The 12,994-nt window shown below is 73.5% G+C and carries 12 protein-coding genes, 1 tRNA gene and 2 pseudogenes; 12 read left to right on the forward strand and 3 right to left on the reverse strand.

Translation table 11 applies throughout. The features are described from left to right. Positions 1–129 precede the first annotated feature (129 nt). The 11 genes and pseudogenes from DVR05_RS27970 to DVR05_RS19030 all read left to right on the forward strand — a co-directional run. Positions 130–702: pseudogene (locus DVR05_RS27970) on the forward strand (HAD family hydrolase); the annotation flags it as partial. A gap of 455 nt (positions 703–1,157) precedes the next feature. Further along, positions 1,158–1,421 (forward strand): annotated as a pseudogene (locus tag DVR05_RS27500) (hypothetical protein); the annotation flags it as partial. Next, complete coding sequence (locus tag DVR05_RS27505) at positions 1,351–1,710, forward strand: HAD hydrolase-like protein (protein ID WP_232832224.1); 360 nt, start codon at positions 1,351–1,353, stop codon at positions 1,708–1,710. The pseudogene DVR05_RS27500 and the gene DVR05_RS27505, both read left to right, overlap by 71 nt. A gap of 10 nt (positions 1,711–1,720) precedes the next feature. After that, entirely contained in the window at positions 1,721–2,653 is a 933-nt protein-coding gene (locus DVR05_RS18995) for a cell division protein FtsQ (RefSeq protein ID WP_116247260.1), read from the forward strand. After that, complete coding sequence (locus DVR05_RS19000) at positions 2,650–4,410, forward strand: ABC transporter ATP-binding protein (RefSeq protein ID WP_116247261.1); 1,761 nt, start codon at positions 2,650–2,652, stop codon at positions 4,408–4,410. Before DVR05_RS18995 ends, DVR05_RS19000 begins: the two co-directional genes overlap by 4 nt. Then, complete coding sequence (locus tag DVR05_RS19005) at positions 4,403–5,233, forward strand: energy-coupling factor transporter transmembrane protein EcfT (protein ID WP_116247262.1); 831 nt, start codon at positions 4,403–4,405, stop codon at positions 5,231–5,233. The genes DVR05_RS19000 and DVR05_RS19005 overlap by 8 nt, the downstream gene beginning before the upstream one ends. 100 nt (positions 5,234–5,333) lie before the next feature. After that, a tRNA-Ala gene (locus DVR05_RS19010) sits at positions 5,334–5,406 on the forward strand. Positions 5,407–5,806: 400 nt separating this feature from the next. Continuing rightward, positions 5,807–6,253 (forward strand): hypothetical protein, encoded by a 447-nt coding sequence (locus DVR05_RS19015; protein WP_116247263.1) that lies wholly within the window; start codon positions 5,807–5,809, stop codon positions 6,251–6,253. Positions 6,254–6,335: 82 nt separating this feature from the next. Continuing rightward, the gene (locus DVR05_RS19020; RefSeq protein WP_116247264.1) at positions 6,336–6,686 is read left to right on the forward strand and encodes a helix-turn-helix transcriptional regulator; all 351 of its coding nucleotides are present in this window, start codon (positions 6,336–6,338) and stop codon (positions 6,684–6,686) included. Next, on the forward strand, positions 6,679–7,152 hold the full coding sequence (locus tag DVR05_RS19025; protein WP_116247265.1) for an SRPBCC family protein: 474 nt from the start codon (positions 6,679–6,681) through the stop codon (positions 7,150–7,152). The genes DVR05_RS19020 and DVR05_RS19025 overlap by 8 nt, the downstream gene beginning before the upstream one ends. 92 nt (positions 7,153–7,244) lie before the next feature. Continuing rightward, positions 7,245–9,326, forward strand: a complete 2,082-nt coding sequence (locus tag DVR05_RS19030) for an ATP-dependent DNA helicase (protein ID WP_116247266.1) — start codon at positions 7,245–7,247, stop codon at positions 9,324–9,326. 72 nt (positions 9,327–9,398) lie between these two features. Here DVR05_RS19030 and DVR05_RS19035 read toward each other — a convergent pair whose 3' ends face one another. Together DVR05_RS19035 and DVR05_RS19040 are read right to left on the reverse strand one after the other, a co-directional pair. Beyond that, the gene (locus DVR05_RS19035) at positions 9,399–9,923 is read right to left on the reverse strand and encodes a DUF6315 family protein (RefSeq protein WP_116247267.1); all 525 of its coding nucleotides are present in this window, start codon (positions 9,921–9,923) and stop codon (positions 9,399–9,401) included. A 155-nt stretch (positions 9,924–10,078) separates the two neighbouring features. Continuing rightward, on the reverse strand, positions 10,079–10,426 hold the full coding sequence (locus DVR05_RS19040; RefSeq protein WP_116247268.1) for a hypothetical protein: 348 nt from the start codon (positions 10,424–10,426) through the stop codon (positions 10,079–10,081). A 209-nt stretch (positions 10,427–10,635) separates the two neighbouring features. Here DVR05_RS19040 and DVR05_RS19045 point away from each other — a divergent pair, with 209 nt between their 5' ends. Continuing rightward, positions 10,636–12,171 (forward strand): hypothetical protein, encoded by a 1,536-nt coding sequence (locus DVR05_RS19045; protein ID WP_116247331.1) that lies wholly within the window; start codon positions 10,636–10,638, stop codon positions 12,169–12,171. On the opposite strand, the gene DVR05_RS19050 is transcribed toward DVR05_RS19045, so the two are convergent. After that, positions 12,114–12,905, reverse strand: coding sequence for a glutamate racemase (locus tag DVR05_RS19050; protein ID WP_198659244.1), 792 nt, complete (start codon positions 12,903–12,905; stop codon positions 12,114–12,116). The two genes, DVR05_RS19045 and DVR05_RS19050, sit on opposite strands and share 58 nt — an antisense overlap. Positions 12,906–12,994 lie beyond the last annotated feature (89 nt).

A 12,994-nucleotide genomic window follows, 5' to 3' on the forward strand; every position in this document is an offset into this window, starting at 1 on the left:
CCGCAGTGTCGGTGGCGCGTGCCTACGGTCGCTGGTGAACACGGCCCCGCCCCACAGGAGACATTCGTGGACCACCCTCCCCCGCCCCTGCTCCGCCGTCCGGAGGCGCTCCTCCTCGACTTCGGCGGAGTGGTCTTCCAGACCCGCAAACGCCCCGACGGCCGTGCCGACGTCGCCCGCCACCTGCACGGCGTCCTGGCCCGCGCCGGACACGACGTGGCGGTCGGCCCGCTGCGCGACTCACTCGACGCCGGGCTCGCCGCGCTCAAGGACTGGAAGAACGCCGCCGGACGGCGCCGCACCCCCGCCGAGCTCGACCACCGCACGATCTGGACCGACTTCCTCGCCTCCGACCTGGACGCGCGGGCACGGGAGGTGCTGGCGGGCGACGCCGCCGGGCTCCTGGCGGCCATGTCCCCGCTGCTGTCCGAACACGAGGTACGGCCGGGCGTCCGCGACCTCCTCGCCGTCGCCCGTGACCTCGGGGTGCGCGTCGGCATGGTCTCCAACGCCCACTCCGGCCGCTCCCACCGGACCCTCGTGCGCGACGCCGGGCTGGAGGAGTACTTCGACGTGCAGGTCTACTCCGACGAGGTCGGCATCCGCAAACCCCACCCGGAGATGATCGGCCTCGCCGCCCGGGCGCTCGGCACGGTTCCCGAACGCTGCTGGTACGTCGGAGACACCCAGGACCGGGACGTGGTCGCCGGGCGGCGCGCGGGCGTGGGAGCGGTGGCCCTCACCCGCCACCACCACACCGACACCCCGCCCTACCCCGTCCGGGACCGGGCCGACGCCGTCCTGGACACCCCCGAGGGCCTGGTGGACCTCCTCCGGCACAGCCGCCCCGCGTCCGGCGCCTCCTCACCGGAGCCCGTCCGTCGGCCCCCCGCCGCGCGGCGCGGATCCGACCGGCTCCCCGGCGCCCTCCTGCTGGACCAGGGCGGGGTCGTCGTCCTGTCCACACCGACCCCGGACGCCCGGCGCTCCTTCGCCGAGAGCGTCGCCGAACGGCTCGGCCGGGTCGGGTACGCGACCCCCCCGACGCCGTCGACGCCCTCGTCCGCGAGGGGCGCGAGCGCTACCGCGCCTGGAAGGCCGCACGTCCGGACTCGGGGCCGATCCCCGAGATCACCCCGCGGGAGTTCTGGCGCGACATGGTCGGGCGGGACCTGCCCGAGCCCGCCCGCACCCTGCTCCTGGCCGAGTCGGCCCAGCTCACCCTGGAGTACGCGCGGTCCAAGAGCCACGCGGTCCCGCGCCGCGGCGTCCGCGAGGTCCTGGAGTTCTGCGCCGACCGCGCGATCCCGGTCGCGATCGTCTCCAACACCGTGTGCGGCCGGGCGGCGCGTGAGGAGCTCGCCCGCTTCGGCCTCGCCCCCCTCATCGGCGCCCACGTCTACTCCGACGAACTCGGCCGCCGCAAACCCGACCCCGCGACCGTCCGCGCCGCCGTCACCGCCCTGGGCGTGGACCCCGCCGACTAGCTGGTTCGTCGGGGACAAACCCTGGCGCGACACCGCGGCGGCCCACGCGGGCGGGGTCGGCACGGCGGTGGTCGTGCGCGGCGGCTCGGCCGACGACGCGGAGATCGACGCCGCGCTCACCGGCCCCCCGGAGCGGCGGCCCGCGCACGTCATCGACGAGATGCACGACCTCCTCGGCCTGTGGGCCGGCGCACCCCTCCCCCTCACCCCCTCCACCACCTGAAAGGCGCGCCATGTCCGACTCCCCCCGCACCACCGCGATCCCCGACCCGCGGGAGCGCTCCGGCCCGCCGGAACTCAACTCCGGACAGAAACTCATGGTCTTCGTGCTCTCGATGACCCTGTTCGGGCTGGCGAACATCGTCACCGAGGTCCTGCCCGAGATCGAGGTCGGCCCCGTCGAACTCGGCGTGTCCTACCTGACCTTCGTCCCCGTGCTCATGGTCGCCCTCTTCCACCCGCTGTACGCGGCCCTGGGGGCGCCCCTCGGCGAGATCGTCTTCGCCGATCTCCTCATGGGCGACTTCTCCGGCATCGGGGAACTGGAGGGATACCTCCAGATGTTCCTGGCCCTCTACGTCGCCGGGTGCCTGGTCCGCGACCCGGGCCGCAGGTGGCAGCTCGCCCTGGCCAGCGTGGTCACGGTCGTCGTGGACAAGATGCTGTCCGCCACCGTGGACGTCGCCAAGGTGTGGGTGGGCGTCGAGGAGGCCGACTCCGTGCCCGGCCTGCCCGAGTCGGTCCTCGTCCTGGAGGGGATCGACTTCGTCGTCTCCCTCGTCATCAGCGGCGTCCTGTTCGGCGTCCTGCCCGCCATGATGCTGGGCCCCCGGCTGCACGGGCGGATCGAGCCGCTGCTCGGCCTGGCGCCGCGCGACCCCCGGCGCCGGTTCCGCCTCGCCGAACGCGGGACCGGCGCGTTCCTCCTGCTCGCGGTCTTCCTCTCCTTCGTGGCGATGATCGCGGCGTTCACCAACGAGATCGTGGACAACTTCGGCGTGTGGGAGCCCGACTTCGTCGAGCTCTACGGCGCCCGCTTCCTGTGGGTCGGCGTGTCCGCCGCGCTCATCGTGCTGGTCGGGCTGGTCGTCTCGGTCCGGTTCGTCCTGCGGTCGCGCGGGCGGCGCGCCGCCCAGGACCGCGAGGCGGGGGAGCGGCGGTCATGACCTCCACCGAAGCCGTCCCCGCGCCGGGCCCCGCCGACACCTCCGCGCCCGCGGTCGAGGTGTCGGGCCTCACCTTCCGCTACCCGGGCGCCGACCACGACACCCTGCGCGGCGTGGACCTGCGCATCGACCGCGGCGACTTCGTCGCGGTGGTCGGCGGCAACGGCTCCGGCAAGACCACCCTCTGCAAGGCGTTCAACGGACTGGTCCCGCACTACTGGTCGGGAACCTTCCGGGGCCGGGTCAGGGTCCTGGGCCGGGACACCCGTGAGATGTCCGTCGCCGCCCTGTCCCATCTCGTCGGATACGTCTACCAGGACTTCGGCAACCAGTTGGTGCGGCCCACCGTGCGCGACGAGGTCGCCTTCGGCCCCGTCAACTTCGGCCTGCCCGACCACCGCGAACGCACCGACGAGGTCATGGAGCTGCTCGGCGTCGCCCACCTGGCGGACCGCTTCACCTGGCAACTGTCCGGCGGTCAGCAGCACCTGGTCGCGCTGGCCAGCGTGATGGCGCTGCGCCCGGGCGTGGTCGTCGTCGACGAACCGGTCGCCGAACTCGACCCGGCCCGGGCGAACCGGATCTACGAGGTCCTCAAAGACCTCAACCGGCGTCTGGGCACCACGGTCGTCGTCATCGAACACCACGCGGAGTACGTGGCCCGCCACGCCCGTTCCGTGGTGCTCATGGCCGACGGCGCGCCCGTCTGGCACCTGCCGACCCGCGCCGCCCTGGACCGGGCCGAGGAGCTGGAGCGCCACGGAATCCCCGCGCCCCAGGTGGTGCGGGTGGCGCGCGGACTCGAACCGGCCGCACCGCCCCCGCTGACCGTGGCGGAGGCCGCCGACCGGCTGCGGGGGCGGGAGGTGCTCCCGGCCGACCGCCGCGCCGACCGCGAGACGGACCCGGAACCCCCGGGGGAGGCGGTCGCGGAACTGGTCGGGGTCCGGCACGGTTACCGCGACGTCGACGGGGACCTGTCCGTCGTCCTGGACGGCCTCGACCTCACCCTGCGCGACGGGGAGCGCGTCGCTCTCGTGGGCGGCAACGGCGCGGGCAAGTCCACCCTGCTGCGCCTGCTCACCGGAGTGAAGGTGCCCCGGGAGGGGACCGTGCGGGTCGGCGGCACCGACACCCGGACGGTCCGGCCGAACGCCCTCGCCGACCGGGTCTGCCACCTGTACCAGCGCCCCGAGCAGATGTTCCTCAAGGACAGTGTGCACGAGGACGTGGCCATGTTCCCGGGGGGGCGCGGCCGGGCCGACACCGACTCCCTCGTCACCGCCGTCCTCGACCGGGTCGGCCTGTCCGGTCTCGCCGGGCGCGACGGCCGCCTGCTCTCCGGAGGCCAGCAGCGCAGGGCGACGCTGGCCATCGGGCTGGCGACGAGTCCGGCGCTGCTCCTGCTGGACGAACCCACCTCCAGCCTGGACACCGCCAGTCGCGACGCGGTCATCGCCATGCTGGACGCGCTCGCCGACACCATCCGGTGCACGGTCGTGGCCACCCACGACATGCACCTGGTCGCCGAGTGGGCCGGGAGGGTCCTCGTGCTCGACGGGGGGCGGGTGGCGGCCGACACCGATCCGGCCGGACTGTTCGCGGACACCGCGCTCATGGAGTCCGTGGGGCTCGTGGCGCCCGAGGTCACACGTCTGGGAACGGCTCTGGGCGTGGCGCCGCCGCCGCTGTCGGTGCCGGAGCTGCTGACCCGGCTGGGCGGGGTCCCGGCGGAGGAGGTGGGCGAGCGTGCGTAGGGAACGCGACCGGCTCTCGGTGGAGTGGGTCAAGCTCGAACTGCTCAGGACCGCCTACGCCACCCGTGGCGGACTGCTGGCCGGGAGGGACCCCCGGGCCGTGATCGGCTGGTACCTGATCCTCGCCGTGGTGCCGTGGTTCACGCACAACGTCACGGTGCTCGTCGGACTGTTCGTCGTGTGCGCCGTCGCCGTCGTGCTCAGCAGGGTCGGTCCGCTGATCCTGGGGCTGTTCGTCATCGGCTTCGTCCTGGAGGGCCTCTACGTCCTGTTCGCCGCGTGGCTGTTCGGCGGTGACACGAGCACCGTCCTGGCGCTGGCCGAGCTCACCCTGAAGCTGGCGACCGTGAGCCTGGCCAGCATGGCGGCGTTCGTCTCGCTCGACCCGGAGAAGCTCTCCGACGCCCTGCTGAGCCTGCACGCGCCCGCCATGCTCAGCTTCGGGGTCAGCTACGGGTACCGGATGCTGCCCGTCCTCATGGAGGAGTTCCACACCGTGGTCGACGGGCACCGGTTGCGCGCCGCGCCGCTGGTCTCGAAGGGGTTCCTGGGCTGGCGGGTGGCCGTCCGGACGGCCACGACGCTCGTGGCCGCGTTCTACCCGCTCATGCTCAACACGGCCAAGCGGACGCGGACCACGGTGGAGGCCCTGGAGACCCGGGGCTTCACCTACGCGGCCGAGCACCCCGACGGCAGGCGGATCCGCCTCGCCGCCCTGCGCGCGGACCGCTGGGACGCGGTGTTCCTGGGGGCCACACTGGTTCTCGTGGCCGCCTGCTTCGCCGTCGGCCGGGCCTTCCCCCTCCTGGGCGGGGCCGCCTGAGCGCCGACCCCCACGCGGCGGGCGCCGGGACGGGGCGCCCGCCGCTGGCCGGTCATTCCACCCCACGTCATCCTGTAGACTCTTCTCCGTCGCTTCACACGGGGCTATGGCGCAGTTGGTAGCGCGCCTCCATGGCATGGAGGAGGTCTGGGGTTCGAATCCCCATAGCTCCACGGACTCAGGACGACCCTGCTCGGGGGCCTTCGGCCGCCTCGCCGGGTCGTCCTTCGTGTTTACCGGGGGGCGACCCCCGGACCCCCGATGTGACTCCGAGACGACCCTGCTCGCGCGTGACCGCGCTCGCCGGGTCGTCTCGTCGTTTCTTCTGGGGGACGACCCCCGGACCCCCGATGCGGGGCTTTCCCCCGCGTGCGCGGGTGAGGTCCCGTCAGGTCCACCAGGTGCGGGCTGCCGCTCGCCGCGACCCGCACCTGTGGTTCGGCGGGACCCCCGACGCGCCGCCCGGCCGTAGCACGCCGGATCGGGCAGGAAGCCTCGTGTGCGAGGGAACCGGTTCGCCGCCACCCGCGTCCAAACAGACAAATCCCCAAAACCGACACACACGGGGGTGCAATGCGCAGTCTGTGGACCCGGATCTCCCTTCCCTCCTTCCTCCGCCGGACCGAACCGTCGTCGCCGACCCCCTGTCAGCACTGTGAATCCACGCCCGCCGCCCGCGTCCCCGCGCCGACCCCCGCCGTTCGGCGGCCCGTCGCGGAACCGTTCACCACGGCCGAGTGGGACCAGGTGGTCCGGGCCGCCGCGGTCGACAAGATCGAGCAGGTGCTGAGCGACAGCTACGCCCTCCTGTCCGAGCACACCCTCCGTGAACCCGCCGACTCCCCGGACCTGCGGCGGGTCCGCCGTATCCGCACGTCCCTGACCGCGCTCTCCGAGGACCTGGGGTCGCACTCGCGGCCCGCGCGCGGCGGGGAACGCGCCTGGATCGAGTCCGAGCTGCTGCCGACCGTGCTGGGCGCCGAGGTTGAGATCGGCCGTCTGTTCGCCGGACTGCGCTGAGCGTCCCCACCCCCTTGACCCAGGGGGTCCCACGACCCATAATCAACACATCAGTTGATTAACGGCAAGGTTGAATACGCAGATGGCGGATGACCCGTTGAGCCTCACGTTCGCCGCCCTGGCCGATCCGACCCGTCGGGCCCTGCTGGCCCGGCTCGCCCGGGGTGAGGCGACCGTCAACGAACTGGCGGAACCGTTCCCGATCAGCCTCCAGGCCGTCTCCCGGCACCTGAAGGTGCTGGAACGGGCGGGGCTGATCAGCAGGGGCAGGGACGCCCAGTGGCGCCCCTGCCGCATCGAGACCGCTCCCCTGGAACAGGTGTCGGAGTGGCTCGGGCGCTACCGCGACCAGTGGGAGGACCGCTTCGGGCGGCTCGACCGGGAGCTTCGCCGGATGCAGGGTGACACAGGAGGAGAGGACGGTCATGAGTGACCTCGAAGTCATCGTGGAACCCGGTCGTCAGGACATCGTGGTCAGGCGCGGCTTCGACGCCCCGCGCGAGGTCGTCTTCCGGGCGATGACCGAGCCGGATCTCGTCGCGCGGTGGTGGGGCCTCAAGGACTCCGAGACCCGTGTGGACCGATCCGACATCCGGCCGGGAGGGACCTGGCGCGTCGTGGAGAGGATGCCGAACGGCGAGGAACACGCCTTCCGCGGCGTGGTTCACGACGTCACCGCGCCCGGGTACTTCGTCCGGACCTTCGAGTACGAGGGCATGCCCGGCCACGTGATGCTGGAGACGCACCGCCTGGAAAGCGACGGGGACCGTACGCTCTACACGGCGCAGTCGGTCTTCCAGTCCGTCGAGGACCGCGACGGGATGGTCGCCTCCGGGATGGAGTCGGGCATGGCCGAGTCCATGGGCGCGCTGGACGAGGTCATCGCCTCCCTGGTGTGAACCGAGACCGTCGGCCGGGTCCGCCGCGGATCCGGCCGACGGGCCCTGTGGACGGCGCCCCGGCTGTCCCCCGCGGCGGGTACTGTCGATCCGTGGCAGATCTCCCCGACGTTCCCACCCTGCTCGACGCCGCCGTGAGCGCCCTCGGCGGCAGCCGTCGCGAGGGTCAGACGACCATGGCCGACGCCGTCGCAGAGGCGGTCGACCGGCGCGAACACCTGGTGGTCCAGGCCGGAACCGGTACCGGCAAGTCCCTGGCCTACCTCGTGCCCGCCGTCAGACACGCGATGGCCGAGGAGACCACCGTCGTGATCTCGACGGCCACCATCGCGCTCCAGAACCAGCTCATCGACCGCGACCTGCCGCGGCTGGCCGCCGCGCTCGCGCCGCTGCTGCCGCGTGAACCCACCTTCGCCGTGCTGAAGGGGCGACGCAACTACCTGTGCCGCAACCGCCTCCAGACGGCCGACGAGGAGGCCGAGGACGCCGAGCTCTTCGACCCCCGGCAGCTCTCCTCCCTGGGGCGCCAGGTCGCACGGCTGCACGAGTGGGCCGAGGAGACCGTCACCGGCGACCGCGACGAACTCGTGCCCGGGGTCAGCGACCTCGCCTGGCGCCAGGTCTCCGTCGGCGGCAACGAGTGCGTGGGCGCCCGGGTCTGCGCCTTCGGCCAGGAGTGCTTCGCCGAGTTCGCCCGCGAGGCCGCGCAGGGCGTGGACATCGTGGTCACCAACCACGCCATGCTCGCCATCGACATGACCCAGGGCCACCACATCCTGCCCGAACACGACACCATCATGATCGACGAGGCGCACGAGCTGGTCGACCGCGCCACCTCGGTGGCGACGGAGAGCCTCACCGAGCGCGCGGTGAGCACCGCCGCCAAGCGCGCCGGACGCCTCGTCGAACCCGGGGTCAGCGAGCGTCTCGCCGAGTGCGCCGACGGACTCGGCCTCATGCTCGCCGACGCCCCCGACGGCCGACTCGACCACATCGACGACGGACTCGCCGGCGCCGTCGCCGCCGTGCGCGACGCCGCGGCCGCCTGCGTCAACGCCATCGGTCCGTCCTCCGGGGAGTTCGACCCCGACACCGCCTCCGACCGGCGCCTGGCCCTGGCCGCCCTCGGGGAGGTCCACGACGCCGCCGTCAGTGTCCTGGAGTCCTACGAGCCTCCCCTGCGCGACCGCACCGAGGTCGTCTGGCTGACCAGGAGCCCCTCCCGTCCGCCCGCCCTCCACGTCGCCCCGCTCGGTGTGGGCGGACTGCTGCGCGAGAAGCTCTTCGGCGACCGCACGGTCGTGCTCACCTCCGCCACGCTCACCCTCGGCGGCTCCTTCGCCTCCCTGGCCCGCCAGTGGGGGCTGGGCCGCGAGGTGACCGAGGAGGCCGCCGAACGCGCCGTCGCGGGCAGGACCGATCCCACCCCCGACCAGGCGCCCGACCCCGACGACGACGGTCCGCACCGCGCGGCGGGGGAGCCCCGCTGGCGCGGCCTCGACGTCGGCTCACCCTTCGACCACGGGCGCAGCGGCATCCTCTACGTGGCCACCCACCTCCCCCCACCAGGCCGGGACGGACTGGCCGACCCCTACCTGGACGAGATCACCGAGCTCATCGAGGCCGCCGACGGCCGCGCCCTCGGACTCTTCTCCTCCATGCGCGCCGCACAGCAGGCCACCGAGGCGCTGCGCGAACGGTTGGACCACCCGATCCTGTGCCAGGGCGACGACTCCACCGGCCAGCTCGTCCGCAGGTTCGCCGAGGAGGAACAAGCCTGCCTGTTCGGGACCCTGTCACTGTGGCAGGGGGTGGACGTCCCGGGTCCCTCGCTGCAACTGGTGATCGTCGACAGGATCCCGTTCCCCCGTCCCGACGACCCGCTGGCCTCGGCCCGCCAGCGCGCGGTCGCGGCCCACGGCGGCAACGGCTTCCTGTCGGTGGCCGCCACCCACGCGGCCCTGCTGCTCGCCCAGGGCACGGGACGGCTGCTGCGCTCCACCGACGACCGGGGGGTCATCGCCGTGCTCGACCCGCGACTGGCCACCGCGCGCTACGGGGGGTTCCTGCGCGCCTCCCTGCCGCCCTACTGGGGGACCACGGACCCGGCGGTGGCCCGGGCGGCGCTGCGCCGCCTGTCGGAGCAGGCCGCACCGGCCGCGGCGTCGGGCTGAACCGGCGTCCGCGGGCCTGGCCCACCCGCCACCGCGTGCGGCGGGTGAGCCAGGCCCGCGGGGTCGACGGGGTCAGCGGCGGTCCCGGAAGCCGAAGAGGCGGATGGCGTAACCGGGGGAGTCGTCCTCGGGTTCCTGGATGTACCAGCGGTCGTCGTGTTCGCCGACCAGCAGCTCGTTCCACATCATGTCGATGAGCTTGAGCCGGGACACCACCGAGGCCTCCGGGTCCAGCACGATCGAGTAGGCCTGGTCGGTCAGCCGCTGCGTGACCATGCCGACGGACTGTCCGTCCCAGATCGCGGGAACGGGGGCGTGGCCGACCTCCACCCCGCACAGCCGCAGCTGTTCGACCTCCTCCTCCAACGCCTCGGCGGCCAGGGCGCCGTCCAGGCGCAGCGCGTCCTCCAGTTCGTCGCGGTCCTCGTCAGCGCGCAGGTAGGCGTGGTAGGTGCGGTAGCCGCACGTGCGGCACTTGCGCCAGACGACGCAGCGGGCCACGCCGTAGGCCGACTGCGCCTCGCCCACGCTCTGGTAGTCACTCACCTCGCGGATCATGCCGCACTCGCAACACAGGGCCGTGAGATCCTGCTTCATCAGAGTCCCCCCTCCCAGGCGAGTATGCGATGGAAGACACCCGTTAGGGAACCCGTTCGGCGAGGAAGTCGCGGCAAGGTGTCGTCATCAATGCCCAAAATGACCCGCTCGCGGGTTTCGCCCCGACCAGGGCAGGAAGGTCGGCGTGCCCGATCTCACTCGTCCATGGACAGTCCGCGCTTGTTGCGGGCGCTCCAGTCGCGCATCCGCTGCGGGTATCCGACGATCTGGACGTCGTAGGCGGGCGTCGCCAGACGGTTGGCCACCTTGCGGATCACGTCGGGGGAGCCGCACCGGCGGCGGATCCACTCGCCGTCGGTGGCCACCGCCACGGCGGTGGTCCGGGTGGCGAAGGTCTCGGGTTCGACGAAGAACTCCACCCCGACCCGGCTCTCGGCGAACTCGATGAGGGCCCGGATGTCGTCGTCCTCGGCGGCTCGGTCGAAGCGGGCCTTGCCCTTGCGGTTGGCCTTGCGGAGTCCGAAGCGGTCTCGCCATCCCATGGGCGTTCACGTCTTCCTTGTGCAGCGGGTGGTCGGACGCCGACGTACCCCGCCGTCGGGGGGTGCGGCTGGTCCCGATTCTAGGCCCCGACCGCCCCCTCGGCCGGCCGAGGGCGGCCCGGAGAACACCGGTTTCACGCGTTTTCCGGACAGCCCTGTCACCGCGCTGCTACGTTCTGTTCTCACATGGCGTGACAGGGGGAGCGATGATGCCGATGTGGACATGGGCGGGGGAGACCGCGCGCCGCCTGCGGGCGGTCGGTCAGGTCGATCTCGCCGAGGCGGTCATGAGCCTGCCGCAGCTGTGCGAGGCGGGGGAGGCGGCCCGGGTGGAGGCCCTCGCCGGTTCCGCCCTGCGCACGGCCCGCCGACTGGTGGCCGAGGCGGGCGGTGAGCGAGCCGAGGTGCCGGGGGTCTTCGGGCCGCCGACACTGCTCTACCTCGCCCACTGGCCCCTGGCCGTACGGGTGGGGGCCCTCGCCGAGGGGCGGCGTGTCCTGGACCGGGCGGTCGCCGCGGCGGAGGGGGTACCCGACCCCCGCGCGCACGGATCGCTGCCCGTCTCCGCGGTGGAGACGCTCGTGCGCTGCCACGCCAACATCGACGCGGCCGGAACCACGCCCGAGCGCGCCGAACTGCTGTCACCGCGCCGGCTGGCCGGGTGGGAGCAGACCCCCGCCTGGCCCTCGTTCTGCCTGGCCCGCGCCCACCTGCTCATCGACGAGGGCCGACCGGACCGCGCCGAGGCCGACCTGCGGCGGTTCGAGCACACCGCCACCGGGCCCGCCTTCCTCGGCGCGGAGGGCGTGTTCACGCTGGTCCGCGCCCTGCGCCATCAGGACAGGCACACCGACGCCCTGGAGGCGTTGGACCGGCTCGAAGCCGAGGTCGAGCTGGGAGCGGACAGCCACGGCGGACGCCGGGTCGCCCTGCGCCGCCTGATCCGCTTCGAACGCGCACGGCTGCTGTCCTGGCTGGCGCGCCTGGGGCTGTACCCGTCCCGCGAGGCCGTCGTTCCCCTGCCCACCGTCGAGGAGGCCGAGGCCCACCCGAGCCTGCGCCCCGCCTGGGTGGAGGCGGTGGAGAACCTCGTGTGCCAGGGCACGGTCCGCAATGACTGGCGGCTGGGCGTGCGGGTCACCACGTGGTCGCGCTACTTCGAACGGGTGGGAGCCCCCCGGCGCGGCGCCGAACTGGCCCTGGCCGCCGCCCGGTTGGCGGCGGGCCGCGGCGCGCACTGGGTGGCCACGTGCTCGGCGCGGCGCGCCGAACGGCTCATCGGGGAGTTGGGCCGTACGGAGGAGATCGTCGGAGACCTCGACGAGGTGCGGGCCATGATCGGGGCCATGCCGCCGGTTCGGCCGCTGGCCCCCGCCGACCGGATCCTGGAGTACCTGCGCGCCCAGCCCGCGGAGGAGGTCAACCCCGAGGAGCAGGCGGAGCAGGTCAACGCCGCGTTGGCGGTCAGTCCGCACGACACGCCGCTGCTCACCGCCCTCGGCCAGGTCGGCCGCACGCTCATGCTCTCCGACGCGGCCACCGAGCCGCAGTGGCGCCACGTCCGGGAGCGCCCGGGGGACCAGCGCGCGGCGCTCTCACTGCTGGAGACGCTGATGCACGACAACGACACCGCCGGGGTGCGCGACCTGGTCCGCACCCTGGCCGCGGGCGCCCCGCACGGTGACGGTCACCGGGCCGCCCCGGGGGCCGGGGCCGCCGTGGCCAGTGCTCGCCCCGCCGGATAGGTCAGCGCGGCGGCGGGCAACCGGGAGGGGCGCCCGCTGGCGAGCACGGACACCCGCCCGGGGCGGTCGCCCGGGGCGACGTCGCCGATCCGGCGCAGGGTCTGTGCGGCCACCGCGTCGGCCGCCGTGAACAGCCGTGCCCGCCGGCCCAGGGCGGCGGTGATGCGCTCGCCCACCAGGTCGTAGTGCGTGCACCCCAGGACCACCCCGCGCACGTTCGCGGGGGTCCGCTCGGCCGCGTAGGACACGGCCTCGTCGATCAGTCGGGGATCGGCCGACTCCACGGCCTCGGCCAGACCGACACAGGCCACCGGGGTGACCTCGACCCCGGCGGCGAAGGTCTCGATGAGTCGGCGCTGGTAGGCGCTGTGGGTGGTCGCGGTCGTCGACCACACGGCGATCGGTCCCCCCGCCGCCGCGGCGGGCTTGATCGGCGGAACCGTCCCGACCACCGGCACCCGCGGCTCGAACTCGGCCCGCAGGTCGGCGAGCCCGTGCACGGAGGCCGTGTTGCACGGGACGACCACCGCGTCCACACCGTTCCCGTCCCCCGCCGCGCACGCCGCGCGTGCCCCGGCCAGGGCGCGCGCGATCACCTGCTCGGGCGCGCGGAGGCCCCAGGGCATGTGGTCGGGGTCCATGGAGAGCACCAGGTCGGCGTCCGGCCTGGCCGCGTGCAGGGCGGCCGCCGTGGACAGCATCCCGATGCCGGAGTCTACGAGAACGATGCGCACGGCAGCCGATTCTAGTCGGGACGCTCCACGGCGCCGCCCCGCACACCGCCGATCGGCGTGGTGGCGCTCCTTCCCGGGTGTTCCACGCC

This window comes from Nocardiopsis sp. FIRDI 009, assembly GCF_003386285.1.
Lineage (GTDB): Bacteria > Actinomycetota > Actinomycetes > Streptosporangiales > Streptosporangiaceae > Nocardiopsis.

Excerpts from the sequence above, each read along its gene's own strand:
- DVR05_RS19000 (WP_116247261.1), top strand. The coding sequence starts at position 2,650 with ATGACCTCCACCGAAGCCGTCCCCGCGCCGGGCCCCGCCGACACCTCC.
- DVR05_RS19015 (WP_116247263.1), top strand. The coding sequence starts at position 5,807 with ATGCGCAGTCTGTGGACCCGGATCTCCCTTCCCTCCTTCCTCCGCCGG.
- DVR05_RS19040 (WP_116247268.1), bottom strand. The coding sequence starts at position 10,426 with ATGGGATGGCGAGACCGCTTCGGACTCCGCAAGGCCAACCGCAAGGGC.
- DVR05_RS18995 (WP_116247260.1), top strand. The coding sequence starts at position 1,721 with ATGTCCGACTCCCCCCGCACCACCGCGATCCCCGACCCGCGGGAGCGC.
- DVR05_RS19035 (WP_116247267.1), bottom strand. The coding sequence starts at position 9,923 with ATGAAGCAGGATCTCACGGCCCTGTGTTGCGAGTGCGGCATGATCCGC.
- DVR05_RS19045 (WP_116247331.1), top strand. The coding sequence starts at position 10,636 with ATGCCGATGTGGACATGGGCGGGGGAGACCGCGCGCCGCCTGCGGGCG.
- DVR05_RS19025 (WP_116247265.1), top strand. The coding sequence starts at position 6,679 with ATGAGTGACCTCGAAGTCATCGTGGAACCCGGTCGTCAGGACATCGTG.
- DVR05_RS19020 (WP_116247264.1), top strand. The coding sequence starts at position 6,336 with ATGGCGGATGACCCGTTGAGCCTCACGTTCGCCGCCCTGGCCGATCCG.